The following is a 26,703-nucleotide window of genomic DNA, read 5'->3' as shown; positions in this document are numbered from 1 at the left end:
GTCCGGGGCGGCATTACCACGCAGAGCGTGGGAACGATCAGCTATAAACAAGAAGCCCCGCGTCTGCGGGGCTTCTTGTGTGTTACGCGCCTACCTTCTTGACGCCGAGCTTCTTCAATTCTTCGTCGCGCAACTCGCGTCGCAGGATCTTGCCGACGTTGGTGGTCGGCAGCGCATCGCGGAACTCCACGGAGCGCGGAACCTTGTAACCGGTGACGTTGGCGCGCATGTGCTCCATCACCTGTTCCTTGGTCAGTGTCACGCCCGGTTTAGCGACGATGAAGATCTTGATCGCCTCACCCGACTTCTCGTCCGGCACGCCGATGGCTGCGCATTGCAGCACGCCCGGCAGAGTTGCAAGCACGTCTTCCAGTTCATTGGGGTACACGTTGAAACCGGACACCAGGATCATGTCTTTCTTGCGATCGACGATGCGCATGTAACCGTCAGGCTGGATCAGCGCAATGTCACCGGTCTTCAACCAGCCTTCGCTGTCGAGGATTTCATCGGTGGCATCCTGACGCTGCCAGTAGCCCTTCATGACTTGCGGACCTTTCACGCACAGCTCGCCGATTGCGCCCAACGGCTGTTCAACGCCGGCATCGTCGATGATTTTGCACAGGGTCGACGGAACCGGAATACCGATGGTGCCGATCTGGATGTTCTGGATCGGATTGACGGTGGCCACCGGGCTGGTTTCGGTCATGCCGTAACCTTCGCAGATGGCGCACCCGGTGACCGCTTTCCAGCGTTCGGCGGCGGCCAGTTGCAGGGCCATGCCACCGGACAGGGTGACTTTCAGCGCCGAGAAGTCCAGCTTGCGGAAGCCTTCGTTATTGCACAGGGCCACGAACAACGTATTGAGCCCGACAAAACCGCTGAACTTCCACTTCGACAGTTCCTTGACCATCGCCGTCAAATCGCGCGGGTTGCTGATCAGCACGTTGTGGTTACCGATCAGCATCATCGCCATGCAATGAAAGGTGAAGGCATAGATGTGGTACAGCGGCAGCGGCGTGATCAGGATCTCGCAGCCTTCATGAAGGTTGGAACCCATCAGCGCCTTGCACTGCAGCATGTTCGCCACCAGGTTGCGGTGGGTCAGCATCGCGCCCTTGGCCACGCCGGTGGTGCCGCCGGTGTATTGCAGCACGGCAACGTCGCTGCTGGCCGGGTTGGCTTCAGCCACTGGCTGGCCATGGCCCTTGCTCAGCACGTCGTTGAACTTGATGGACTTGGGCAAGTGATACGCCGGGACCATCTTCTTCACATACTTGATGACGCTGTTGACCAGCAGACGCTTGAGCGGCGGCAGCAGGTCGGCCACTTCGGTGACGATCACGTGCTTGACGCCGGTTTTCGGCACGACAGTCTGCGCCAGGTGCGCCATGTTGGCCAGGCAGACCAGGGCTTTGGCACCGGAGTCGTTGAATTGGTGTTCCATTTCCCGCGCGGTGTACAGCGGGTTGGTGTTGACTACAATCAGCCCGGCGCGGATGGCACCGAAGACGGCGACCGGGTACTGCAACACGTTGGGCAGTTGCACGGCGATTCGATCGCCTGGCTGCAAGTCGGTATGCTGTTGCAGGTAAGCGGCAAAGGCACCGGACAATTCGTACAGTTCACCGTAGGTGATTGTCTTGCCCAGGTTGCTGAATGCCGGTTTGTCGGCAAAGCGCTGGCAGGACTGCTTCAACACCGCCTGAATATTCGGATACTCGTCCGGATTGATGTCGGCAGCAATCCCGGCAGGGTACTTATCCTTCCAAAAGTCTTCGATCATGGAAGCCCACTCCTCAGCAACGCGAATTCATCACCGCATTTGATGCGATTATTATTGGTGTGTGTTTGTTGGTGAGTCTGGCTTTTTAACAGGCCGAGAAGTCACAAAGCGCGCCGAGAGTAGCAGCTTTGCCAAGGGCCGACTAGAGCCAAAAGCGGCCTCCATAGTCACATTTATGACTCTTGAATATTTAATAGTCATTTTTAGAGCAAAGATTCTATAGCGCTCTGCAAGCCTCTGGATTCAGGCCTTCTGCCCCACAAAAAGCATCGCGAGCAAGCTCGCTCCCACAAGGTCATCGGTGATCCCTGTGGGAGCGGGCTTGCCCGAGATCCCCGCGAAGCGCGGCCATTCAACGATCAGGCGATATCCCGCAACTCCCGCCGCAATATCTTGCCCACCGGCGTCATCGGCAACGACTCACGCAAGACAATGTGCTTGGGCACTTTGTACGCCGTGAAGTTTTCCTTGCAGTAGGCTTTCAGCTCTTCAAGGCTGACACCCGTTTCACGGGCCACCACAAACAGCTTCACCGCCTCCCCCGACCGCTCGTCCGGCACCCCGATCACCGCGCAGTTGGCGACTTTCGGGTGAGCCATCACCACGTCTTCGATCTCGTTCGGGTACACGTTGAAACCCGAGACGATGATCATGTCTTTCTTGCGATCGACGATGCGCACAAATCCGTCCGGGTCGATCACCGCGATGTCGCCCGACTTGAACCAGCCCTCGGCATCCAGCACTTCGGCGGTGGCTTCGGGTTTCTGCCAGTAGCCCTTCATGATCTGCGGGCCCTTGATGCACAGTTCGCCGCGCTCGCCCAAGGGTTGCTCGACGCCTTCATCGTTGATGACCTTCAGCGTGGTGCCCGGCACCGGCAGGCCGACTGTACCGAGGCGCGACTTGTCGCCGTACGGGTTGGTGCAGGCCACCGGCGAGGTTTCGGTCAGGCCGTAACCTTCGGTGATGCGGCAACCGGTGAGCTGTTCCCAGCGCTCGGCGGTGGCCTTGACCAGCGCGGTGCCGCCGGAGTTGGTGAGTTTCAAGTTGGAGAAATCCAGGGTCTTGAAATCCGGGTGGTCCATCAGCGCGACGAACAGGGTGTTGAGCCCCAGCAGCGCCGAGAACCGCCAATTCTTCAACTCCTTGATGAAGCCCTTGATGTCTCGCGGATTGGTGATCAGCACGTTGTGGTTGCCCGAAACCATCATGCACATGCAATTCGCGGTGAACGCATAGATGTGGTACAGCGGCAGCGGCGCGACCATGACCTCTTGCCCTTCGCGCAACAGCGGCTGGCCGTCATTGCCGAACTGCTCCAGACACGCCCGCACTTGCTGCATGTTGGCCACCAGGTTGCCGTGGCTCAGCATCGCGCCCTTGGCCAGGCCGGTGGTGCCGCCGGTGTATTGCAACACGGCGATGTCGTCGAGACTGGCGTTCAGCGGCTTGATGCCCAGGCCCCGGCCCAGACGCAGCGCGCTCTTGAAGGAAATGGCCTGGGGCAAGGAGTACGCCGGGACCATCTTCTTGACCTTGCTCACCATCGTATTGACCAGCCAGCCCTTCGCGGTGGGCATCAGGTCGCCCATCCGGGCTTCGATCAGGTACTGGATGTCGGTGTCGGGCAGCACTTCCTGGACTTTGGCCCCGAACATGTTCAGGTACACCAGCGCCCGGGCACCGGAGTCCTTGAATTGATGACGCATCTCCCGCGCGGTGTACAGCGGGTTGGTGTTGACCACGATCAGCCCGGCGCGCAAGGCACCGAACACGGCAATCGGGTAATGCAGGACGTTGGGCATCTGCACCGCAATGCGATCCCCCGGCACCAGGTCGGTGTGGGCTTGCAGGTAACCGGCGAACGCTGCGCTGTAGCGTTCCAGTTCGGCGTAGGTCAGGGTTACGCCCATGTTGCTGAATGCCGGGCGGTCAGCAAATTTCTTGCAGGAACGCTCGAACACCTCGATCACCGACTTATAGGCCCCTTGAACGATGTCCAGGGGCACGCCGGCCGGGCGTTTGTCATTCCAGAAATCAGGTTGCATTGTTCTTGTCCTCTTTACCTGAACCTATCCGGGGCCGCTTTTCTGTCCTTCTTCAAAACAAAGAGCGAAAAGCGGGGCTCCACGGACACTAGCAGCTATGGCGAATCAGGCAAATATGCGCACGGTCGACATTGATCGTGTGAATCTTGCTGCCACGGCGTGGCCTGATCAGACGGCACGCTATGGATGCGCTATACAATGCAACGACGCCCATGCCACATGCAGCCCTATGCAAAGGAACCGCCATGATCCACGACACTTTCTGGCTGACCGCGAGCGACCGCAGCCGCCTCTTCGTCAACCAGTGGCTGCCCGCCGCGCCTTTAAAAGCAGTGATCCTGCTGGCCCACGGCATGGCGGAACACAGTGGCCGCTACGCGCGCCTGGCGGAAAAACTCTGTGATCAGGGCTACGGTGTGTATGCACCAGACCTGCGTGGACATGGCAAAACTGCTGAAAACGGGACCCTCGGCCATTTCGCCGACGATGACGGCTGGTGCAAAGTAGTCGGCGACCTGGCGAGCCTCAACCAGCACATCGGCCAACAACATGCGGGAATGCCGATTGTGTTGCTCGGTCACAGCATGGGCAGCTACATCGCCCAGGCCTATCTGCTGCATCACAGCGCCAGCCTGCACGGGGCCGTTCTCAGCGGTTCGAACTTCCAACCGGTGGCGCTCTATCGCGCGGCGCGGCAGATTGCGCGGGTAGAACGATTGCGCCAAGGCCCGAAGGGGCGCAGCGTGCTGATCGAATGGCTGTCGTTCGGCTCGTTCAACAAAAAATTCAAACCGGTGCGCACGCGGTTCGACTGGCTCAGTCGCGACCCGGCGGAGGTCGATCTGTACACCAGCGACCCGCTCTGTGGCTTTCGCTGCACCAATCAGCTGTGGATCGATTTGCTCGGTGGGTTGCAGCAAATCAGCAAAGCGTCCAATCTCGCTCAGATTGATCCGGGCCTGCCGTTGCTGGTCATTGGCGGTGAATGTGATCCGGTGAGCGATGGCAAGCGTCTGAAAGATCTGGCCCATGCGCTGCGCGCTGCCGGCAGCCAGAGCCTGCAACTGACTATTTACCCGCAGGCACGGCATGAACTGTTCAACGAGAGCAACCGTGATGAAGTGATCAATGACGTGTTGAGCTGGATCGCTCAGGCGCTGAGCCACCGTCGGCCACCCAGATCGGAATAGTTTTTCTGAATTTATTTATTCGTGACAGGAATTGAAACAGATGACCCAGGTTACCAACACCCCTTACGAAGCCCTTGAAGTCGGCCAGACCGCCAGCTACAGCAAGACGGTCGAAGAGCGCGACATTCAGTTGTTCGCCGCGATGTCCGGCGATCACAACCCGGTGCACCTGGACGCTGAATTCGCCGCCGGCACCATGTTCAAGGAGCGCATCGCTCACGGAATGTTCAGCGGTGCGCTGATCAGCGCTGCCGTAGCCCGCGAATTGCCTGGGCCGGGGACTATTTATATCGGTCAGCAGATGAGCTTTCAGAAGCCGGTGAAGATTGGCGACACACTGACCGTGCGTCTGGAGATTCTCGAGAAGCTGCCGAAGTTTCGGGTGCGGATCGCCACTCGCGTGTTTAACCAGCGTGATGAGCTGGTGGTGGATGGTGAGGCGGAGATTCTGGCGCCGCGTAAGCAGCAGACTGTGTCGTTGCCTAAGCTGCCGGCAATCAGCATCGGCTGATACCTGACACTGATCGTTCCCACGCGCAGCAAAGGAATGCCTCAACGGACGCTCCGCGTTCGGCTGTTGATGGAACGCGGAGCGTCCCGGGCTGCATTCCCACGCGGAGCGTGGGAACGATCACTTTGAACCCTCCTGCACCTGCACACTCGCCGTCATCCCCGAACTCAAATTAATCCCCTCCGGCAACTTATCAATCTTGATTCTTACCGGAATTCGCTGTGCCAACCTGACCCAGTTAAACGTCGGTTCCACCTCCGCCAACAACTGCCCATCCGGCGTGGTGTTGCGATCAGTAATCCCGCGACTGATGCTTTCGACATGCCCTTGCAACGCGTCGCCCGCGCTCATCAACCAGACCTTCACCGGATCGCCGACGCGAATCCGCGGCAGTTTGGTTTCTTCGAAATACGCCTGCACATAAAAAGTCGAATCGTCGATCAACGCCATCACCGGTTGCCCGGCATTCACGTAATTGCCTTCAGCGAGGCGCAGATTGGTGATGTGGCCGCTGCGGGGCGCGTGAACCTGACTGCGGGCGAGGTTGAGTTCGGCGACCTTGGCTTCGGCCTGAGCTTCACGCAGTTCACCACGGGCGATGCCGGCGTTGATTTGCGCGTTCTCGCGCAGTTCGGCACTGATCGCTTGCGGCCCGAGGCTGGCACGGCGACTGGCTTCGCGTTCACGCAGATTGAGTTGCTGTTGCCGTGTCTGGACCACCGCTTGAGATTTCTCCAGCGCGGCTTCGAAACGATCGCGGTCGATGCTCAGCAATAAATCGCCGGCCTTGACCGGCTGGTTATCAAAAGCCTTGAGCTCACGCACCCAACCCGAGACGTCCGGGGCGATCACCACCACGTCGGCACGGATCCGCGCGTCCCGGGTCCATGGGGTGAGCATGTAGTACTGCCACAAATGGATGCCGGCAAAAATCGCCACCGCCACCAGGCACAAGGTTACGGCGACACGTACGGGTGTACGCATTTTCAACTCCTTATAAAGGTCCGAGGACGACGGTGATCAGGGTCAATACACAGACGTACAAGGCGCAATCAAACAATGCTTCGTGCCAGATCCAGCGGCCCACCGGCGTCAGGCGCAAGAGCATGCGCAAGGCTGCGGTCACGAGCAGCGCCAGCAGCACATAAATCAGAAACGGACTGAGCAACACGCCGCCCACCGACCACTCACGCAAGCCCATGGCTTTGCTCCTGTTGATGGCACCAGGCACGCCAGCTGCTTTGCAACTGCAGCACCGCGCCTTGGGCCAGTTTCACCGCATCGCTGGGGGGCAACGCATACAAGGTCTTCAAGAACTCTTCACTCGGTGGAGCCAGCGCCTCGGCGCGCTTGCCGGCCGGGCGTTGCTCGAGGATTTTTTCCAGCTGTTCGAGATAACGCCGCTGAGGCGCGCTGACCGGCAGCTGCGCCACCGCCAGGCTCAAACGCAAATGCAGCAATTCGTCGCCGATATCGAGGCCGAGCAAGCCATCGTCCCAGCGGCTGCGCGCCGGTTCCGGCAACTCGGGATAGTGCCGCGCCAGTTGCAGCAGGCGGTCGGCCATGCGCCCGCCAAACCAGCTTTCGGCACCGCGCAGATTACGCCGGGTAAGGCGCACCAGATCGTGGAGTGTCGCCGCCAGCAAACGTCGGCCATGCCACGCCGGGTTGCGCAGGATCAACAAATGAAACGCCAGCACGGCGGCGCCAACACCGACCACGATGGATTGAGCGCTGTTGAAGAACGTCGCCACATCGAATTTCATCGCGTTGAGCGGCGAGACCAGCACGATGAAGTGCAGACAAAATGAGGTAGCTGTCGCACCGATCTGCGGTTTGGCCATGCCCAGCGCGCCGAGGAACAACGGCACCCCCATGCCCATGCACAGCAATGCAAAACCGCTCCATTGCGGTAGCAGAATCTGCCCGACGATAAACGCGGCCGGGATCGCCAGGAAGATCCCGCGCATAAAACTCATGCCGATCTGAGCACCGTTCTCGCGGCTGGCAAACAGGCTACACACCACGCACGTCAATAGCAGCGCGCCGGAGGCAGCGGGCCAGGCGGTCGCCAACCAGAAGCACGAGACCACCAGAAACGCCAACGCACTGCGGGCACCAAACACCAGCGCCAATGACAGGTCGCGGTGCGGTGTCAGGGTTCGTGGCGGGTCGACCGTTTCCTTGCCCTCCTCAACGGCGTTCAACGCGGCGCCGGCCGCCATGGCGGTATCGAGCAACAAGGTGAAACGAGCCAGGCAGTAACTCTGTGCGGAGCTGATGTGCGGGGCGTGGGAAGCGTCGAGCAACCTCGGACGCAGCGCTTGCAGGGTCGCGGTATCCGGGCTGTTGAGCGCCTCTTGGACCTCGGTCATCCAAGGCAACAGTTGCTCGGCTTCCAGGGGTTCCAATTGCTTCCATTGACGGCGCGCCGAACGAGCGATGCGCAGCAGCATCAACAGCTTTTGGCTCAAGCCGCTGATCGCGCGTGCTCGTTGCCGCCCAAGGCTTCCTTCAAACCAGGCATGCTCGCGCTGGGCATCGACGGCGACGATTTTCCCAAGGATTTCCAGCAAGCCTTTACGCGCCTGACCATCACCGGCCAGGGTCGCACGCGCGGCGTTCATACCGCTTTGCCAGGCTGCCCGCGCCTGATCCGCCAGTTGCCGTTCGACCCGCATCGGCCAGAGCAGCGCACTGGCGGCGGTGGCGCAAAGTATGCCCAGGCAGATTTCAGTGCAGCGAGCCACGGCCTGATCGAACACGGTCAGAGGGTGGGTGATGGCCGGCAACGCGATGATCGCCACCGTATAACCCGCCAGCACGAATGAATAGGACCAGGTGCTGCGCAGCAGGGTCGAACTCGCCGTACACAGCCCCAGCCATAACGCCAATGCCAACAAAAACAGCCAAGGCGTCTGGGCGAACAACCCCATGAACACCACTGACATGATCGTCCCGACTAACGTACCCAGCAATCGCGCTAGACCCTTCTGTACCACCATTCCGGACAACGGCTGGGCGACGATGAACGCAGTCATCAAGGCCCAGGCCGGTTGCTCCAGGCCCCAGCGCAATGCCAGCCACAGCGCCAGGCCGCCGCCGATCAAGGTTTTGATCGCGAACTGTAAGGCGCGGCGGTCAGGCGCAAACAAAGCCTGCAAAGTGATAGGCACGTAAAACACTCTTGAAAAGACGATTTAACGATAGTCGGGTTCGGTTCAGTCACTTGAAAAATCAAATTATTAGCTAGCTAACTATCATCCGTCCAGTGCTAATTCCCGGACACAAAAAAACGCCAGACTGGCTGGCGTTTTTGACAGACAACGAACGCTTACGAGCGAGCGCGAGCCTGGTTACGCAGGGCTTTTACCTGATCGTGATTGCGTTGCACGCCGTGGTACTGACGCTCAACCAGGTCACGAATGCCCACCAGGTTGTGTTTGTTGATTTTTTCGATGGCTTCTTTGTAAGCCTTCAGTGCATGGTCCTCACCCCGTTCAGCTTCGTTCAGCACGGCTTCTTCATCTTTGCCGGTGAACATCGCTTTCACGTCGACCCAGCGACGATGCAGGTCACCGCTGACACTGGTGGAGGTTTCCGGATCGCCACCCATGGAACGTACAGCGGCCTGCAATTCAGAAGCAGCCTTGGCGCAGTCAGCCGAGCGCTGTACGAAAATGGCTTTGAGTTCAGGGTGTTTGATGTCTTCAGCGCACGTCTTGAACCCTTCCTGACCGTCTTTACTGGTTTCAATCAGGTCGTTGAGTACAGAGATGGCTTCTTTATTCATGTCGGTCATTTTCAATTCCTCACGGGTTAATGAAAGATGCAATAGGTGTTGCACCCTGCATGCCAGCTTTGAATTGACAACTTATCCCTTATATTTCAATTAGTTATTGTTTAACACAAAATCTGTATCCGCTTTATTTGCATGATCTGTCATTTGGCCTCCATGCAGAATGCCTGTATTTTCCAGACTGTTTGAATCAAGGCGACTGATTGATGAACCCTGAAAAGCTTGAACTGCTAGTCACCCGTGAAATGCCCTTCGGCAAATACAAGGGCCGGATCATTGCCGACCTCCCCGGCCAATACCTGAACTGGTTCGCTCGTGAAGGTTTCCCCCATGGCGAACTCGGCGGCTTGCTGGCCTTGATGCAGGAAATCGATCACAACGGCCTGTCGGAGTTGCTCGAGCCGCTACGCGCCAAACATGGCAAACCTGCCCCGCGCCACTGATTCTCCCAGACCGAGTAGTCCATGCCCGATAACACCCGCCGCGCCCGTGATGAACAATTCTGGAAGACCTTTGCCGACCGCTACGCGGTTGAACCCGGGCCCATCAACCTGGAAAACGGTTACTTCGGGCGTATGTCGCGCACGGTGGTCGAGGAGTATCAGCGCAACATCGAACTCATCAACCGCAGCAACTCGGTGCTCGTGCGCCAACGCTTCGAGCAGGGCGAAAGCCTGGAGATCCGCGCACAGCTTGCCGAGCTGGTGGCCGTACCCGAGGAAGCCGTCGCCCTCACCCGCAACGCTTCGGACGGTTTGCAATCGCTGATTCGAAACTACAATCAGCTTCAACCGGGCGACCAGGTGCTGATGTGTGATCTGGAATACGACACGGTCAAAGGGGCCATGCGCTGGCTGGCGCGTAATCGCGGCGTCGAGGTGATCGAGATCGAGCACCCGCACCCCGCCAGTTTTGACAGTTTGCTGGCCACTTACCGCGAAGCCTTCGTGCGTTATCCGCGACTCAAACTGATGGCCCTGACCCACGTTACTCATCGCACAGGGTTGGTCATGCCAGTGCAGGCGATCGCTGCGGCCGCCAAAGAGCACGGCATCGACGTGATCCTCGACGGTGCCCATGCACTCGGCCAATTCGAATTCAATCTCGATGAACTGAGCATCGCCTTTGCTGGCTACAACCTGCACAAATGGATCGGCGCGCCGCTGACCCTGGGCTTCATTTACATCGCCCCCGAGCGCCTGGCCGACATCGACCCGGACATGGGCGAGATGCATTTCCCGATCACCGACATTCGCGCCCGCACCCCGTACAGCACACCCAACATCCCGGCGTTGCTGACCCTGCCGCTGGTGTTCGAGGAACATCGGGCCATGGGCGGTTCCGCCGCCAAGGGCGCTCGGCTCAATTACCTGCGCAACCGGTGGGTGAGCGCGGTGCGCGAACTGCCGGGGATCGAAGTCATGACCCCGGACGACCCGCGACTGTATTGCGGCATCACTTCGATGCGTTTTACCCGACATGCCGATCAACAGGTGATGGTCGAGCGGCTGCTCAAGGACTACAACCTGTTTACCGTGGCGCGCAGTGGTGCCGCGAGTGGTCCGTGCATTCGCATAACACCGGGGCTCGCCACCACCGCCGCGGATATCGACGTGCTGAGCAAGGCGCTGAACGAGCTGCGCTGACGTCACACGGTGTACCTGTCGAAGTCCTCCGCTTTGATCTGCGATGAAACCGTAAACGTGTCGACAGCGATGGTCATGTGCCCGAAAAAGCCGTCTTCATTCGAGTCTCGACCGAGGGTATGGATGTTTAAGGTTGAGGCCTCGCCTCCACGGTTTTTATAGTGAAAGTCTTCATCGTTGGTCAGCGCCGAAACTGTCCGGCCACTGTACTCCCTGGCGTTGAGCACCGACCTCGACGCGACCTCCGGGAAGTAAAGCTGACCAACCCAGGCGACATGGCGCTCTTCCAGATAGTTGTTACCGGCCGTGATGCGCACCGCGACATGAATGTGCAGGGCCCGGCCGGCATAGAATCCGGGATAGATCGTGGTAAACCGCACGATGCCCTTCTTGTCCGTGAATTGCCCGCCGCGCAGATAGGTATCGTCGTCGGTGCGCGGGATCGCGCCAATGGCTCCGACATCGACTTTCTTGTCCGGATCAATCTTGCTCCAGCCCGAATAAGCGCCTCGCGCATTGCAATGCCAGAGATCGACCACCGCGCCCGTGACCGGCTGACCGGTCATCGCATCGACAATTGTCAGTCGCAGCACCAAAGGGATGCCATCCATGCCTTCGCTGATGTTTCGCCTGATCAATTTAGGATTTCGAAAATACGGGCCCGCTATCTGTTCAGGTGTCAGTTGGTAAACCGGTGTGGAGGGTGTAACCGAGGTGTTGTCGTCCATGACGTTCTCTCTTCCATAAGATGAACGCAGGTTATGACGGGGCCAGGCTCGATGTGCGGTAACTATGTATCGCATGATCTTTTTGTAGGAGCGAGGTTTTCATCAGGCAAAAAAAAACGGTGCGCCGACCAAGCGCACCGTAAAGCCGTAGAACACACAACGAAGTGTTTGGTAATAGCCGATCAGTCCAGCAGCGCCAATGCCTCGGCGGTGCATTCCTGAATGCGGGCCCAGTCGCCGTTCTTGATCCACTCAGGATCAAGCATCCAGCTACCGCCCACGCACATCACGTTTTTCAACGCCATGTAGCTCCTGATGTTGGCCGGGCTGACACCGCCAGTCGGGCAGAATTTCACTTCGCCGAACGGGCCGCCCAGGGCTTTGATAGCTGCGACACCGCCGCTGACTTCCGCCGGGAACAGCTTGAAGCGGCGATACCCCAGGCCATAACCTTCCATGATGCCGGAGGCGTTGCTGATGCCCGGCAACAGCGGAATCGGGCTGCCGACACTGGCTTCCAGCAGGTCACGGGTGATGCCTGGCGTGACGATAAACTGCGAACCGGCCGCTTCGGCAGCCGCCAGCATGTTGCGATCGAGCACAGTACCGGCGCCGGTCACCAGCTCCGGGCGTTGCTCGCGCAGAATCTGGATAGCCTTGAGGCCGAACTGTGAACGCAGGGTCACTTCCAGGGCGGTCAGGCCACCGGCCGCGAGGGCGTCGGCCAGCGGCAGGATGTCCTGCTCGCGAGCAATAGTGATCACCGGCAGAATCCGCGCCTTGGCGCAGAGGCTGTCGATCAGGGCAACTTTGTCCGCCATGGAAACGGTTGGGGATGTGTTTGTCATAGCGGCTGATCCTTGGCTCATGGGCACCAGTAAATCTCTAACGTAGGTTGCAGAAACGCGCGAATCGGCATGGCGGCGACATCGTCACCGGCCAATGCGGCACTCAAGGTGGTCAGCTTGGACTGACCGGAAATCGATAGAACGGTGAACTGGGCAGAGGCCAGAAGCGCGCGGCTCATGGTCAGGCGCTGATGCGGCACGGTCGGCGCCAGCATCGGCCAGCAGCGACGGCTGCCGTCGACTTTCAAGGCATCGGCCAGGTTCGGGCTGTTGGGGAACAACGAGGCCGTGTGGCCGTCGTCGCCCATGCCGAGTATCAACACGTCGATCGGCGGCAACTCGGCGAGCAAACGGTCGGCCTGCTCGGCTGCCTGTTCAAGGTTGACGGTGGTGCTGTACAGACTCAGAAACTGAGCCTTGGCCGCCGGGCCTTGCAGCAGATAACGCTTGAGCAGACCGGCATTGCTGTCGGCGTGCTCGACCGGCACCCAGCGCTCGTCGGCCAGGGTCACGACGACCTTGGACCAGTCCAGTTTCTGCTTGGCCAGGTTTTGGAAAAACGCCACCGGGCTGCGCCCACCGGACACCACCAGCGTCGCGGTGCCGCGAGCGTCGATGGCGTCACTCAGTTGCTTGGCCACATTCAGCGCCAAACCATCGGCCAGCAGCACCGGGCTCTTGAACTCATGGGCGCTGACGCCCTGAGGCAGTTGCAAATTAGATATCGCCATACCACGACCTCCCATCCCGCGTGATCAGTGCAATGGAGCTCATCGGTCCCCAGGACCCGGCCGCGTACGGCTTAGGCGCATCACCGGATTTTTTCCACCCGGCGATCAACTGGTCACACCACTTCCACGCGGCTTCGATTTCATCTTTACGGACAAACAGGTTCTGATTGCCGCGCATCACTTCCAGCAACAACCGCTCGTAGGCATCGGGAATCCGTGCGCTGCGATAAGTGTCGGAAAAATTCAGCTGCAACGGACCGCTGCGCAGCTGCATACCCTTGTCCAGGCCTTGTTCTTTGGTCATCACGCGCAAGGAAATGCCTTCGTCCGGTTGCAGGCGGATAATCAGCTTGTTGCTGATTTGCAGGCGCTGCTCGGGAGCGAAGATGTAGTGGGACGGTTCCTTGAAGTGGATGACGATCTGCGACAGCTTCTGCGGCATGCGCTTGCCGGTACGCAGGTAAAACGGCACACCGGCCCAACGCCAGTTGCGGATATCGGCACGCAGCGCAACGAAGGTTTCGGTGTCGCTCTGGGTGTTGGAGTTCGGCTCTTCCAGGTAACCGGGAACCGATTTGCCTTCGCTGTAACCGGCGATGTACTGACCGCGCACGACCTGAGTGGTCAGGCCTTCCGGGCTGATCGGCGCCAGTGCCTTGAGCACTTTGACTTTCTCGTCACGAATACTGTCGGCGGACAGGTCGGCCGGCGGGTCCATGGCGATCAGGCAGAGCAGTTGCAGGAGGTGATTCTGGATCATGTCCCGCAGCTGACCGGCCTTGTCGAAGTAACCCCAGCGACCTTCGATCCCGACCTTCTCGGCCACGGTGATTTCCACGTGGGAGATGTAGTTCTGGTTCCACTGGGTTTCGAACAGGCTGTTGGCGAAACGCAGGGCGATCAGATTCTGGACGGTTTCTTTGCCCAGGTAGTGGTCGATGCGGTAGGTGCGGTTCTCCGGGAAGAACTGTGCCACGGCGTCGTTCACCTTGCGCGAGGATTCCAGGTCCGAACCAATGGGCTTTTCCAGTACTACGCGGGTGTTTTCGGTCAGGCCGACCTTCGACAGGTTCTCGCAAATCGCGCCGTAAACGGCTGCCGGTGTCGCGAAGTAGGCAATCACCCGTTGAGCGCTGCCAGCCATTTCAGCCAGGGCGACGTAATCGTCAGCCTTGAGGAAGTCGACGTGCAGGTAACTCAGGCGGGCCAGAAAGCGTTCGACCACGGCTTCGTCCAGCTCTTTGTCACTGACGTATCGGCGCAGCTCGGAGGCGATAAACGCCAAATGCTGCTGCTCGCTGCCAGGTTCACGGGCCAGCGCGATAATTCGCGTGTCCTCGTGCAAAAGGCCTGCGCCATCGAGTTGATAAAGGGCAGGAAACAGCTTGCGCAGGGCCAGATCGCCGAGGGCGCCGAACAAGGCAAAGGTGCACGGTTCAACCGTAATCGAAGGCATGATGTTTGTTCTTTTATCAAGTTAAGCTACAAATACCTTTTTTCAAGGCATCACTCAAGGGAAAATGTAGTAATAACCACAACATTTTCGCAAAATACAGATTCCGAGTGGTGGACGGTCGGAGCCATCAGTAGGATAGGCCACCGTTTGGGGCCCGATCAAAGTCCCAATTTGCATAGCCGAACGCTTATTTGCATAGCAAAGCTCCTTTTCGTAGGTGAACCAAGGAACCCCATATGGACCGCGTGCGAAATTTACTGGAACAGATCCAGAATCGCCTTGAAGACCTGAACAAGGCAGAACGCAAAGTCGCCGAGGTGATCCTGCTCAACCCACAGCAGGCCACCCGATTCAGCATCGCCGCCCTCGCGCAGGCCTCAAAGGTCAGCGAGCCGACGGTCAACCGTTTCTGCCGTTCGTTCGGTGTCAGCGGCTACCCGGAACTCAAGCTTCAGTTGGCCCAGAGCCTGGCCAGCGGCGCGGCGTATGTCAGCCGGGCGGTTGAGGCCGACGACAATCCGGAAGCGTATACCAAAAAGATTTTCGGCAGCGCCATCGCCTCGTTGGACAGTGCGTTGCAGGCGCTTGACCCGAACCTGATCAGCCGCGCCGTCGACCTGTTGATCCAGGCCCGGCAGATCCACTTCTTCGGCCTCGGCGCCTCGGCCCCGGTGGCGCTGGATGCGCAGCACAAGTTCTTCCGCTTCAACCTGGCGGTCACCGCCCATGCCGACGTGCTGATGCAGCGCATGATTGCGTCGGTGGCGCATACCGGCGAGTTATTCGTGATCATTTCCTACACTGGCCGCACCCGCGAACTGGTGGAAGTGGCGCGTATTGCCCGGGAGAACGGCGCTTCGGTGCTGGGTCTGACGGCCGAGGGTTCACCACTGGCCAAGGCCAGTACGTTGAGCCTGAATATTCCGCTACCGGAAGACACCGACATCTATATGCCGATGACGTCGCGCATCATTCAGCTGACCGTGCTGGATGTGCTGGCGACCGGCATGACCTTGCGTCGGGGCGTGGATTTCCAGCCGCATTTGCGCAAGATCAAGGAAAGTCTGAATGCCAGTCGGTATCCGATTGGGGATGAGTTTAACTGAGACTTTAAGAACCACCCCTCACCCCAGCCCTCTCCCCAAGGGGGGGAGGGGGAAAGGGAGCAGATCTTCATGCTTTTCAAAACCTGAGTTCAACTCAGAGTTTCAGGTCGACGTAGATTGAACAATCAACGCGGTCAGTCCCCTCTCCCTCCGGGAGAGGGTTAGGGTGAGGGAGCAATCTCCCTGACACACCTAAGCCCCCACCCGCGCCTGCAAACTCAAATGCGCCCTCTCCCCCGGCGCCAGGCTCAGGCTATCCGTCCCGCCGCTCGCCGCCTCCACACACACAAACTCCGACATCTCATTCCAGCTCACCCCCAACAACGGCCGCGAGCCCGGATGCCAGACCACCGTGTCCGCATCATCACCGGTATCGATGCACAATTCTCGCTGCCAGGCATGGTCCTTGATCTGTAATTCGCCGTCATGCTGGAACACCCGCTGGCAGCCACCCTCTACCCGCAACTCGCCTTCCTGATGACAAATCTGACGGTTCAACTGGTCGTAACCCTGCGCCCCGTCGAGGCCAGACAGCGCTACCTCACCGACGTCGCCAATACGCCAATAGGCGTGCAACGCCTGACTCAATTGGCACGGCAGGCTGTCCTGATGCTCGGTACTCAGGCGCAAATCCATGCGTTCACCCAAGTGCGCATGCAAGTCCACTTGCCAGTCGCACAACTGAAGTTGCCAGTGCAGGCGCACGCCATCGTCATCAGTGCTGCTGTCCAGAAGCTTCCAGTCGATCAGCCGTGCCCAGCCATGGGATGGCCAGGCGTTTTCGCTCGGATGACGGCCATACCACGGCCAGCACACCGGAACGCCACCACGAATCGCGCCGACCTGCGGCCACTTCGCCGCGCACCAGAGCCAGGGTTTCTGGCCTTTTGGCTGGAAGTGCAGCAACTGCGCACCCTGCCGACTAAACACCGCCTGACACAGCGGATGGTCGATCACCAGCACGTCGCGCTTCTGATAGCGCTCCCACGCAAACACCGGACGTTCGCGCAAGGATTTGAAGAAGCGTTGTAGCGGATGCTCATGCATGTGCCACGGTCCTGAAAATCACCCGGGGTGCGCCGCCCCAAAAAAAAGCGGACAGCCAAGGCTGTCCGCAAAAATGCGCACATAGAGAGGAGCTTATCGCAACAGCGTTAGAACACCGACTGAATTTTCAAGCCGGCGACCAGCGCGTTGTCGACCTCATCAACACCGCCTGGATGAGTAATGTATTGCAGGTTAGGACGCACGGTCAGCCAGTTGGTAACGTGGAAGCCGTAGTTGATCTCGTAGTTGTACTCGGTGGTACGCAGCGGCGAGAACAGTGGATCCTCGTATTCGGTGACACCATTGGAGGCGTTAACCAGCTCGGCGTTTTTCTTCACGTCATCGTTGACATGAATACGGGCGAAACCGATACCCATGTCATCTTTTGGACGTGCATCGAACGGGCCCTTGTACACAAACATCAGCGACTGGTAGTTGTCGACGAAGTTGGTGTCCTTGTCGTGGAAAGTCGCGTTGGCTGCGATGTTCAGACCGCGGGACGCGTCACCGTTGTGGCTGGTGAGTTGTTGCTGCGCCACGAACCAGTAACCGTGCTTGCTATCGTGGCTGCGATAGGCGTTACCGCTGGTTGCTGCATCATTGCCGTTGTCATCCTTGCGGACGTCATCGGCATTGGCCGTGCTTTTGTAGTAACCGACACGGTATTCGCCCGGCAGGTTGCCAGGGTTCGGCAACCAGACCAGTTCCACCGGCAAGACGGTGCCCTTGGTACCACTGCCGCTGAGCTTGAAGCCGTTACCGTGCTCCAGTTGCGACGGGTTCTGGTTGTACGCGCCGATCTGCGCATAGAACTCAGGCGAGATGTTGTACTTCACGCGGGCCGCAGCCTGCATGACCGGCCAGTTGTACCAGATATTGGTCGCCCAGTTACCCGCTTGGGAACCGCAGAATGCCAGGTTCTGGAACTCGCAAGGGAAGGTGTTGAAGTCCTCGCCTTCGCCGAAGTAACCGGCCTTGACGTCCAGTTTACCGTCGAGGAACTGGTGCTTGATCCACAATTGGGTCAGACGGACCATATGGCCACGGCCGTAGACTTCCTGGGACGAACTCAAGGTGCCGGCACGCGGGTCGCCGACACGGTCATTGGAGATGTTCTCACCGTTACGGTTGGTGAGCTGGATCTTGGCCTGGGTGTTATCCCAGCCCCACAGCTTTTGCAGGTCCAGCGCCACGCCCAGACCAAACTGGTCGGCGTAACGCGCAGTCTTGTCATCATTAAACCCGCCGTGGAGGTTACCGCCCACTTCACCGACGTAGTCCATCTTGATGTCGATACCCTGCTCGATCAGCCTGGTCCGCTCGCCACCCCAATCGCCGGTCATCCATTCGGAATCGGCGCTGAACGCGTCAGCCGCGTGCACACTACCGGCCAGCATCATTGCCGCAATGGCTGACAACTGGCAGATAAGCTGAGCGTTGTTGTTCTTCTTCATCCCTACATCCTCGTTTTATTGTTATTAACTGTTTTTATTTAACGCGGTGACATCCCTGTGGGAGCGAGCTTGCTCGCGATAGCGGTCTGTCATTCAACATTGATGTCGACTGATACACCGTCATCGCGAGCAAGCTCGCTCCCACACTTGTTCTTTATCGGCCTTTAAATTGGGTGACGTTCGCGCTGTGGCTTTCGGCTTTTGGCTGACCGGCCACCCCCAGGCGTTCACCGGTCTTGGCATCGAACAGCAGCACTTTCGATGGATCGAATTGCAGAGTCAGGGTCTCGCCCACGGCCGGTGCAACGTCCGGCGCCAGACGGCAGCAGACTTTGGTTTCGTTGAGATTGACGAACACCAGGGTGTCGGGACCGGTCGGCTCGGTGACCTGGACTTCGGCGCGAATGGTCGGCAAACCGTTCGGCTCGTTGCCCGCCAGCACGATCTGCTCCGGGCGCATGCCGAGGATCACTTCGCGGTCTTCAAGACCGGCGTCCTGCATGCCCAACGGCAATTCGCAGCGCGCCTGACCACTGTCGAGCAGCGCCACCAGGCGACCGTCCTTGCGCTGCAAACGCAGCGGGATGAAGTTCATCGGCGGCGAACCGATGAAACTTGCCACGAACAGGTTGGCCGGGTTGTTGTAGATGTCTTTTGGCGTACCGAACTGCTGAATGATCCCGTCCTTCATCACGGCCACTTTGTCGCCCAGAGTCATGGCTTCGATCTGGTCGTGGGTCACGTAGACCGTGGTGGTTTTCAGGCGCTGATGCATCAGTTTCATTTCGGTGCGCATCTCGACGCGCAGCTTGGCGTCAAGGTTGGACAGCGGTTCATCGAACAGGTAGATCTTCGGCCGCCGCGCCAGGGCACGACCCATGGCCACGCGCTGTTGCTGACCACCGGAGAGCTGGCCGGGTTTGCGGCTGAGCAGATGCTCGATCTGCAACAGCTTGGCCACGCGAGCGACTTCTTCGTCGATTTCGGCGGCCGGCATTTTGCGAATCTTCAGGCCGAACGCGATGTTGTCGCGCACGCTCATGGTCGGGTACAGCGCGTAGGACTGGAACACCATGGCGATGTCGCGATCTTTCGGGCTCATGCCGCTGATGTCGGCGTCGTCTACCAGGATTGCGCCGCCGCTGATGTTTTCCAGACCGGCGATGCAGTTCATCAAGGTGGATTTGCCGCAGCCCGACGGACCGACCAGGATCAGGAATTCCCCGTCATCGATCTTCAGTTCGATGTTTTTCAGGGTGTCCGGCAAACCGGCGCCGTAGGTTTTGTTGACGTTGCGTAATTCGAGAGTTGCCATTGTTCTACCCCTTGACCGCGCCGGACGTCAGCCCACGCAGGAAATACTTGCCAGCGAATATGTAGACCAGCAGTGTCGGCAGCCCGGCGATCATCGCGGCGGCCATATCAACGTTGTATTCCTTGGCCCCGGTGCTGGTGTTGACCAGGTTGTTCAGGGCCACGGTAATTGGCTGGGCATCGCCACTGGCGAAGACCACGCCGAACAGGAAGTCATTCCAGATCTGGGTGAACTGCCAGATCAGGCAGACCATCACGATCGGGATTGACATCGGCAGCAGGATCTTCCAGAAAATCGTGAAGAAGCCTGCGCCATCAAGCCGTGCAGCCTTGACCAGCGCATCCGGAATGCTCACGTAGTAGTTGCGGAAGAACAGCGTGGTGAACGCCAGGCCGTAGACCACGTGCACCAGCACTAAACCGGTGGTGGTGTTGGCCAGGCCGAACTTGCCGAGGGTGAACGAGGCAGGCAGCAGCACAGTCTGGAACGGCAGGAAGCAACCGAACAGCAACAGACCGAAGAACAGTTGCGAACCACGGAAGCGCCACATCGACAGCACGTAACCGTTCATGGCACCGATGAACGTGGAGATCAGAACCGCCGGCACGGTGATTTTCACCGAGTTCCAGAAGTAGCCGCCCACAACGTCCCAGGCCTTGATCCAGCCGATGCCGTCAATCACTTGCGGCCAGCTCAGCAGGTTGCCGGTGCGGATGTCTTCCGGGGATTTGAAACTGGTCAGCAGCATCACCACCAGCGGGATCAGGTAGATCGCGGCGGCCAGCAACAGCGTGGCGTAGATTGCGATGCGGCTAAAGCTGATCACCGGTTTTCCGAGTTGATTACTCATGGCGTTTGCCTCGCAATTCGGAGTACAGGTACGGCACCAGAATCGCCAGGATCGCGCCGAGCATCATCATGGCGCTGGCCGAACCAATGCCCATCTGGCCACGGCTGAAGGTGAAGGAATACATGAACATTGCCGGCAAGTCGGACGAGTAACCGGGACCGCCCGCCGTCATCGCCGCCACCAGGTCGAAGCTCTTGATCGCGATGTGCGCAAGGATCATGAAGGCGCTGAAGAACACCGGGCGCAAGCTCGGCAGAACGATCTTCAGGTAGATGGTCGGCAGGCTCGCGCCGTCGACTTGCGCGGCACGGATGATCGATTGATCGACACCACGAAGGCCCGCCAGGAACATCGCCATCACAAACCCGGAAGCTTGCCACACCGCGGCGATCACCAGGCAATACACCACGCGATCCTGATCCACCAGCCAGTCGAGACGGAAGCCTTCCCAGCCCCAGTCACGCAGCATTTTGTCCAGGCCCAGACCCGGGTTGAGCAGCCATTTCCACGCCGTACCGGTGACGATCATCGAGAGCGCCATCGGGTACAGGTAAACGGTGCGGATGAAGCCTTCCTTGCGAATGCGCTGATCCAGCAGCACCGCCAGGAACACCCCCAGCACCAGGCTGATGCCGATGAACATGCCGCCGAAGACCGCGAGGTTTTTGCTCGCGACCCACCAGCGGTCGTTGTCCATCAGGCGGATGTATTGCTGCAGACCGACCCATTTGTAGCTCGGCATGAAGCTGGAATTGGTGAAGGACAGAACGAATGTCCAGATGATGTAACCGTAAAAACCAACCAGGACGATCAGCATGCTTGGCGCCAAAACCAGTTTGGGGAGCCAGCGCTGCAGTGCGTCGAACGGTGAGGCTTTGCTGAAAACCGCCACAGAGCTCATCGGGATAATCCAGGTGAAGAAATGAGGATCAGAGGGTGATCCCTTGTGGGAGCGAGCTTGCTCGCGATAGCGGTGTAACAGTCGACATCTCTTTTGAATGTCAGCCAGCTATCGCGAGCAAGCTCGCTCCCACAGGGGGAACTCACTCAGGTAAATGCCGCAGGGATTACTGGGCGGCTTTGACGGCCGATGCCAGTTGGGCGCTGGCCTTGGCCGGGTCAGCATCCTTGTCGTTCATGAAGTTGGTCACCACATCGAAGATCGCGCCCTGTACGGCCAGGGAAGTGGCCATGTTGTGCGCCATGCTCGGTTGCAGGCCGCCAGTCTTCTCGTCAGCCAGGAAATCCTTGGCCGCCGTTTGAGCGCAGGAATCGAAGCCCAGACCGCTCATGTCGTTAAGCATGTCGGTACGCACCGGGATCGAGCCTTTGTTGATGCTGAAGATTTTCTGGAAGTCTTTACCCAGCGCGACCTTGGCCAGGTCTTGCTGAGCGGCGATGTCACCTTTGCGATCGGCTTTGAGCTTGAACACAGCCATCGAGTCGATGTTGTAGGTGAAGGCTTTTTCAGTACCCGGGAACGGCACGCACTGGTAGTCCTTGCCCGATACTTTCTTGGCAGCGGTCCATTCGCTCTTGGCCCAGTCGCCCATCATCTGCATACCGGCCTTGCCGTTGATGACGTCGGCGGCCGCGATGTTCCAGTCACGACCGGCGCGGTTCGGGTCCATGTAGCCAGTGAGTTTTTTCAGCTCGGTGAACGACTTGGTCATCTCGGCACCGGAGAGGGTTTTCTGATCCAGGTCTACCAGGGCCTTCTTGTAACCGTCAGCGCCCATGACCGAGAGCACCACGTCTTCAAACACGGTGCTGTCCTGCCAAGGCTGGCCACCGTGGGCAAGCGCGATGAAGCCGGCGGCTTTGAGCTTGTCGCCGGCGGCATAGAATTCTTCGAGGGTAGTAGGGGCTTTTTCGATCCCGGCTTTCTTGAAGACTTCCGGGTTGATCCACAGCCAGTTGACGCGGTGAATGTTCACCGGTACGGCGACGTAGTCACCTTCGTACTTGACGGTGTCGGAGACTTTCTTCGACAGCAGGCCATCCCAGCCTTCAGACTTGGCAACGTCTTTCAGGGTATCGGTGCTGAGCAGGCCAGTGCTGCCCCACTCCTGGATGTCCGGACCTTTGATCTGTGCAACGCCCGGCGGGTTACCGGCGACGGCGCGGCTTTTGAGTACGGTCATGGCAGTGGAACCGCCGCCACCGGCGACTGCGCCGTCCTTCCAGGTAAAGCCGTCTTTTTCGACTTGGGCCTTCAAAACATCGACCGCGGCCTTTTCACCACCAGAAGTCCACCAGTGAACGACTTCCACCGAACCTTTGGAATCGGCGGCAAGCGCACTGAGAGGGAATGCAGACAGAGGAAGCAGTGAGGCGAGAGAAATGACAGTAGCGAGGCGAGAAATCGCGTTCATCTAGTAGTACCTTTCTTGTTGTTATGCATGCAAGTCTGGTGCTTGCGCTACATAGGATTTTAAACAGGAGTTGTCCCTTCGCAGGTAACGAAGGGACGTTCGAATGTCACCGCATGGTTACACAGGAGCGCTCTGGGATAACTGTGCCAGGGCAGTCGCCATACTGGGTGCCAGAGGCAGTCGCGGGATCAATACGGCTTGCCAGGCGTGATAGAGATCAGGCTTACCGGCCCAGATATCGGCGCTCGGGCGATTCTGCGGATCGAGTTCGTGGTGCCAGCTACCGCTTTCACGGTCGATGAAATGGTTGTCGCAGAATTCCCAAAATAGTCGGTACCAGCTTTCGTATTGCGCATCGCCTGTGCGTTTAAGCAGCGCACTGGCGGCGGCGCTGGCTTCGCAATGAGTCCAGTGCAAGCGATGGCGGACCACGGCGCAATTGTCCCAGTCGAGGGTGTAGACAATCCCAGGCGCCCCGTCGACGTTCCAGCCGTGGCGGCAGTTGTGGTCGAAGAGTTTTTGCGCGTCGGTGGCCAGCCAGCCTGGCGTGAGCATCCCGGCCTGCACCCGCGCCGCTTCGAGATGCAGCAACAGCCGCGCCCATTCGAAACCGTGGCCCGGCGTGGTGCCGTAGGGGCGAAAACCATCAGCCGGGTTGTCGTGGTTGTAGTCGCGAAGCGGCTGCCAGTCGCGGTCGAAATGCTCGACCACCAGGTAGTCGTTGGCGGCGGCGTGACCGTGGATCACCCGCTCAACGATGCGCTGGGCGCGGACCAGCCAGCGGTTGTCGTCGGTAACATCCGCCAGCGCAAGGAAGGCTTCGGTGGCGTGCATGTTGCTGTTGGCGCCGCGATAGGCCTCCTCGCAGCTGAAGTCGCGGTTGAAGGATTCGCGCATCGCGCCTTCCTCCTCGCTCCAGAAATGCGTGTCGATGACGTTGATCGCGTCATCGAGCAAAGCTTGCGCGCCGGGACGTTGGGCGACCACAGCGGAACTGGCGGCCAAGGCTACGAAGGCATGCAGGTAAGCAGCTTTACCGGTGTTGCCGTCGCGATGATGTGCAGCGGCGAACCAGCCACCGTGCTCGGCATCGCGCAATGGGCCGCTGAGGGCTTTGACACCGTGATCCACCCGCTCGGCGAAACCCGGCAAGCCCTGAATATGGGCCATGGCGAAGCTGTGGGTCATGCGGGCGGTGTTCATGGTTTCGGCTTGAGCGTTGGCCGGGAGGTGGCCCTTTTCATCGAGATTGCCGAAGCCTTCGGGAAGCGTTGAAGCCTTGGCAAACGCCAGCAGGCGCAGGCCTTCGGCGGCGAGCCATTGTTGATGGGCAGGTGCGTTCAGCCAACTGCTGAAAGCAGGTTGGAAGGTGTCCATGGGGTACCTTTTTTGTTGTTATGACTGGGGGCAGTCTAAACAACGGGCGATGGCGGGCTTGTAACGAAGGGGGCGAGTTATGTCACCGCTCTGTGACACTCCCCGAGAGTTGCGGTGAATCTACTGGCGCCATCGCGAGCAAGCTCGCTCCCACATTGGATTTCTGTACGACGCAAAAGCCCTGTGGGAGCGAGCTCGCGATGGGCGCGACGCAGTCTAACTAGTCGACACTGCGCGGTAACTGCAACGTCACCCTTAACCCGCCTTCACGCAGGTTTTGCAGGCTGACCTCCCCCCCATGGCTATGCGCAATATTGCGCGCAATCCCCAACCCCAACCCATAACCCTGCTGCTGCCCAGCCAGGCGAAAGTGCGGTTCGAACACCTGCTCCATCCGCTGTTCCGGCACCCCAGGCCCCTCATCGTCCACATGCAGGATGAACGCACTCTGGTCGTCATCAATGTGCAGATGCGCTTTCTGCCCATACTTCAAGGCGTTGTCGATCAGGTTGCCGATGCAACGCTTGAGCGCCAGCGGCTTCCCCGGATACGCCGCCAGCGCACGCCCTTGCTGAGTGACGCGACCATTGCCGTTGGGCGCCAGATACGGTTCCACCAGACAATCAAGCACGTGATTGAGGTCCACCGGCTCGATGTTTTCGTGGATGTCAGTGTCTTTCACGCATTGCAGCGCGCCTTTGACCAGCAGCTCCAGCTCATCCAGATCACGGCCAAACTTGGCTTGCAGTTTTTCGTCTTCGAGCAATTCAACCCGCAGCCGCAACCGGGTAATCGGCGTGCGCAAGTCATGGGAAATCGCGCTGAACAACTGGCTGCGCTCGGTCAGGTAGCGGCTGATGCGCTCGCGCATCGCATTGAAGGCGCGACCCACTTCGACCACTTCACTGCCGCCGCCCTCCGCCACGGGCTCGACTTCCGCACCGAGGGACATGTCCCGGGCAGCCCGCGCCAAACGCTTGAGCGGACGGCTCTGCCAGTGCACCAGCAGACCGATGAACAACAGCAAGAAGCTGCTGGTGAGCACGATGAACCAGACTTGCTGCGCCGGCAGGCCTTGTTCTTCAAGACTGGTGTAGGGCTCGGGCAACAGCGAGGCGATGTACAGCCACTCGCCCGGTGCCATCTGGATTTGTGTGACCAATACCGGTGGATTCACCGGTTCCAGGGTCAGCGCGTAATGCGCCCAGGAGCGCGGCAATTCATCGAGTTTCAGGCCGCCGTTGAAGATCCGCAGGTCTTCGGGGCTGACGAACGTCACCGAGATATCCGTGTCCTGGCCCAGGGACTGGCGCAGCACTTCGTCCACCGCTTTGAGCACGGCTTCTTTGCGCGGGGTGATCGGCAGCACTTCCATGCCCAAGGGTTTGTCGTTGAGCGTCACCACAAAACGGGTGCCGCCCATGCTACGCAACTGGTCGAGTACCAATGGCCGAAACGCGACCGGCAGAGAGCGGAAGTAACTGACGCTCGCCGTCATCGAATGAGCGAGGCTACGGGCGCTGGTGACCAGGCCTTCAAGCTGGGTGGCGCGCAGTTGCGAGACCCAGATCACGCTCGACAGCGTCTGGGCGAACAACACCGCCAACAGCGTCAGCAACAGCATCCGCCCAAGCAGCGAGCGCGGCATGGGGATTCGTGCGGCGACTTTGCGGAAAAACTCAGTGGCCATTGCTGGCAACCACATTGGCGGCCAGTTGGTAGCCGCTGCCGCGCACGGTACGGATCAGCCGCGGCGGTTTTTCGGTGTCGCGCAGGCGCTGGCGCAAACGGCTGACGGCCATGTCGACGATGCGATCCAGTGGCATCAAATCACGACCACGGGTGGCGTTGCCGATGGTGTCGCGGTCGAGAATTTCCTGGGGGTGATCGAGGAACAGTTTCAGCAGCGCGAAATCGGCGCCGGAGAGAATCACTTCTTCGCCGTCGATGTGGAACAGTCGGTGACTGACCATGTCCAGGCGCCAGTCATCGAAGGCCAGCACTTCACTGCCGGAACGCTCCTGCCCGAACTGCGCGCGACGCAACAAGGCTTTGATGCGCGCCTGCAATTCGCGTGGGCTGAACGGTTTACCGAGGTAGTCGTCCGCCCCCAACTCCAGACCGATGACGCGGTCGGCCTCGTCGGAACTGGCAGTGAGCATGATGATCGGTACCTGCGCCTGACGCGGATGCTGACGGATCCAGCGGCAGAGGCTGAAGCCGTCTTCGTCCGGGAGCATCACATCGAGGATCACCAGATCGCTCGGTGCCTCGTTCATCGCCTGACGAAAACCCGCACCGTCGGGCGTGGTACGAACCTGGAAACCGGCGCGGGTCAGGTAGGTGTCCAGCAACTCGCGTATCTCTTGATCGTCATCGACCAACAAAATCGACTTGTTGACTGAGCTCACGGGGCGGCGTCCTTGTTGTTTGAATTGG

Annotated in this window: 24 protein-coding genes; 5 read left to right on the top strand and 19 right to left on the bottom strand. The window is 59.3% G+C overall.

Annotated features, from left to right (window positions below; all coding sequences use genetic code 11):
* Positions 1-82: 82 nt before the first annotated feature.
* Together fadD1 and fadD2 are read right to left on the bottom strand one after the other, a co-directional pair.
* Positions 83-1,783: a long-chain-fatty-acid--CoA ligase FadD1 gene (gene fadD1, locus ACYZT7_RS08165; protein WP_462040635.1), complete on the bottom strand. Its 1,701-nt coding sequence runs from the start codon at positions 1,781-1,783 to the stop codon at positions 83-85.
* Between the two features lie 359 nt (positions 1,784-2,142).
* A complete protein-coding gene (gene fadD2, locus ACYZT7_RS08160; protein WP_462040634.1) occupies positions 2,143-3,831 on the bottom strand; it encodes a long-chain-fatty-acid--CoA ligase FadD2 in 1,689 nt (562 codons plus the stop codon).
* Between the two features lie 245 nt (positions 3,832-4,076).
* On the opposite strand from fadD2, the gene ACYZT7_RS08155 reads away from it, so the two are divergent.
* Positions 4,077-5,021: a lysophospholipase gene (locus ACYZT7_RS08155; RefSeq protein ID WP_462040633.1), complete on the top strand. Its 945-nt coding sequence runs from the start codon at positions 4,077-4,079 to the stop codon at positions 5,019-5,021.
* 40 nt (positions 5,022-5,061) lie between these two features.
* Entirely contained in the window at positions 5,062-5,532 is a 471-nt protein-coding gene (locus ACYZT7_RS08150) for a MaoC family dehydratase (protein WP_462040632.1), read from the top strand.
* Positions 5,533-5,652: 120 nt separating this feature from the next.
* Here ACYZT7_RS08150 and ACYZT7_RS08145 read toward each other — a convergent pair whose 3' ends face one another.
* From ACYZT7_RS08145 to ACYZT7_RS08130, 4 genes are all read right to left on the bottom strand, one after another.
* Positions 5,653-6,516 carry an efflux RND transporter periplasmic adaptor subunit gene (locus tag ACYZT7_RS08145; protein ID WP_462040631.1) on the bottom strand — a complete coding sequence of 288 codons (864 nt, stop codon included), beginning with the start codon at positions 6,514-6,516 and terminating at the stop codon, positions 5,653-5,655.
* Positions 6,517-6,526: 10 nt separating this feature from the next.
* On the bottom strand, positions 6,527-6,733 hold the full coding sequence (locus tag ACYZT7_RS08140) for a DUF1656 domain-containing protein (protein ID WP_094471041.1): 207 nt from the start codon (positions 6,731-6,733) through the stop codon (positions 6,527-6,529).
* Entirely contained in the window at positions 6,720-8,708 is a 1,989-nt protein-coding gene (locus tag ACYZT7_RS08135; protein WP_462040630.1) for an FUSC family protein, read from the bottom strand. Before ACYZT7_RS08135 ends, ACYZT7_RS08140 begins: the two co-directional genes overlap by 14 nt.
* A gap of 158 nt (positions 8,709-8,866) precedes the next feature.
* On the bottom strand, positions 8,867-9,334 hold the full coding sequence (locus ACYZT7_RS08130; RefSeq protein WP_309675750.1) for a ferritin-like domain-containing protein: 468 nt from the start codon (positions 9,332-9,334) through the stop codon (positions 8,867-8,869).
* Between the two features lie 203 nt (positions 9,335-9,537).
* Here ACYZT7_RS08130 and ACYZT7_RS08125 point away from each other — a divergent pair, with 203 nt between their 5' ends.
* Both ACYZT7_RS08125 and ACYZT7_RS08120 read left to right on the top strand, forming a co-directional pair.
* A complete protein-coding gene (locus ACYZT7_RS08125) occupies positions 9,538-9,774 on the top strand; it encodes a DUF3820 family protein (RefSeq protein WP_128870220.1) in 237 nt (78 codons plus the stop codon).
* Positions 9,775-9,795: 21 nt separating this feature from the next.
* Positions 9,796-10,977 (top strand): aminotransferase class V-fold PLP-dependent enzyme, encoded by a 1,182-nt coding sequence (locus ACYZT7_RS08120; RefSeq protein WP_462040629.1) that lies wholly within the window; start codon positions 9,796-9,798, stop codon positions 10,975-10,977.
* 2 nt (positions 10,978-10,979) lie between these two features.
* Here the strand turns inward: ACYZT7_RS08120 and ACYZT7_RS08115 are convergent, their stop codons facing one another.
* From ACYZT7_RS08115 to zwf, 4 genes are all read right to left on the bottom strand, one after another.
* Complete coding sequence (locus ACYZT7_RS08115; RefSeq protein ID WP_462040628.1) at positions 10,980-11,705, bottom strand: intradiol ring-cleavage dioxygenase; 726 nt, start codon at positions 11,703-11,705, stop codon at positions 10,980-10,982.
* Positions 11,706-11,887: 182 nt separating this feature from the next.
* Positions 11,888-12,553, bottom strand: coding sequence for a bifunctional 4-hydroxy-2-oxoglutarate aldolase/2-dehydro-3-deoxy-phosphogluconate aldolase (locus ACYZT7_RS08110; RefSeq protein WP_462040627.1), 666 nt, complete (start codon positions 12,551-12,553; stop codon positions 11,888-11,890).
* A 17-nt stretch (positions 12,554-12,570) separates the two neighbouring features.
* Positions 12,571-13,284 (bottom strand): 6-phosphogluconolactonase, encoded by a 714-nt coding sequence (gene pgl / locus ACYZT7_RS08105; protein ID WP_462040626.1) that lies wholly within the window; start codon positions 13,282-13,284, stop codon positions 12,571-12,573.
* The gene (gene zwf / locus ACYZT7_RS08100) at positions 13,271-14,740 is read right to left on the bottom strand and encodes a glucose-6-phosphate dehydrogenase (RefSeq protein WP_449643475.1); all 1,470 of its coding nucleotides are present in this window, start codon (positions 14,738-14,740) and stop codon (positions 13,271-13,273) included. Before zwf ends, pgl begins: the two co-directional genes overlap by 14 nt.
* Positions 14,741-14,985: 245 nt before the next feature.
* Between zwf and ACYZT7_RS08095 the strand changes: the two genes are divergently transcribed.
* Positions 14,986-15,846: a MurR/RpiR family transcriptional regulator gene (locus ACYZT7_RS08095; protein WP_177318169.1), complete on the top strand. Its 861-nt coding sequence runs from the start codon at positions 14,986-14,988 to the stop codon at positions 15,844-15,846.
* A gap of 192 nt (positions 15,847-16,038) precedes the next feature.
* Here ACYZT7_RS08095 and ACYZT7_RS08090 read toward each other — a convergent pair whose 3' ends face one another.
* The 9 genes from ACYZT7_RS08090 to ACYZT7_RS08050 form a co-directional block, all read right to left on the bottom strand.
* A complete protein-coding gene (locus ACYZT7_RS08090) occupies positions 16,039-16,893 on the bottom strand; it encodes a D-hexose-6-phosphate mutarotase (protein ID WP_462040625.1) in 855 nt (284 codons plus the stop codon).
* A 107-nt stretch (positions 16,894-17,000) separates the two neighbouring features.
* Complete coding sequence (locus ACYZT7_RS08085; RefSeq protein WP_462040624.1) at positions 17,001-18,347, bottom strand: carbohydrate porin; 1,347 nt, start codon at positions 18,345-18,347, stop codon at positions 17,001-17,003.
* A 154-nt stretch (positions 18,348-18,501) separates the two neighbouring features.
* Entirely contained in the window at positions 18,502-19,662 is a 1,161-nt protein-coding gene (locus ACYZT7_RS08080; protein ID WP_462040623.1) for an ABC transporter ATP-binding protein, read from the bottom strand.
* A gap of 4 nt (positions 19,663-19,666) precedes the next feature.
* Positions 19,667-20,512 carry a carbohydrate ABC transporter permease gene (locus tag ACYZT7_RS08075; RefSeq protein WP_462040622.1) on the bottom strand — a complete coding sequence of 282 codons (846 nt, stop codon included), beginning with the start codon at positions 20,510-20,512 and terminating at the stop codon, positions 19,667-19,669.
* Positions 20,505-21,413, bottom strand: coding sequence for a carbohydrate ABC transporter permease (locus ACYZT7_RS08070; RefSeq protein ID WP_007902369.1), 909 nt, complete (start codon positions 21,411-21,413; stop codon positions 20,505-20,507). Before ACYZT7_RS08070 ends, ACYZT7_RS08075 begins: the two co-directional genes overlap by 8 nt.
* A 166-nt stretch (positions 21,414-21,579) precedes the next feature.
* Positions 21,580-22,887, bottom strand: coding sequence for an ABC transporter substrate-binding protein (locus ACYZT7_RS08065; protein WP_462040621.1), 1,308 nt, complete (start codon positions 22,885-22,887; stop codon positions 21,580-21,582).
* 117 nt (positions 22,888-23,004) lie between these two features.
* Positions 23,005-24,264 carry a D-mannose isomerase gene (locus ACYZT7_RS08060; protein WP_462040620.1) on the bottom strand — a complete coding sequence of 420 codons (1,260 nt, stop codon included), beginning with the start codon at positions 24,262-24,264 and terminating at the stop codon, positions 23,005-23,007.
* A 220-nt stretch (positions 24,265-24,484) separates the two neighbouring features.
* Positions 24,485-25,954, bottom strand: a complete 1,470-nt coding sequence (locus tag ACYZT7_RS08055; protein WP_462040619.1) for an ATP-binding protein — start codon at positions 25,952-25,954, stop codon at positions 24,485-24,487.
* Positions 25,944-26,675 (bottom strand): response regulator, encoded by a 732-nt coding sequence (locus ACYZT7_RS08050; RefSeq protein WP_008155851.1) that lies wholly within the window; start codon positions 26,673-26,675, stop codon positions 25,944-25,946. Before ACYZT7_RS08050 ends, ACYZT7_RS08055 begins: the two co-directional genes overlap by 11 nt.
* Positions 26,676-26,703 lie beyond the last annotated feature (28 nt).

Source organism: Pseudomonas sp. RT4P38, assembly GCF_054897765.1.
This window is presented reverse-complemented; position numbering and strand designations above follow the sequence as displayed.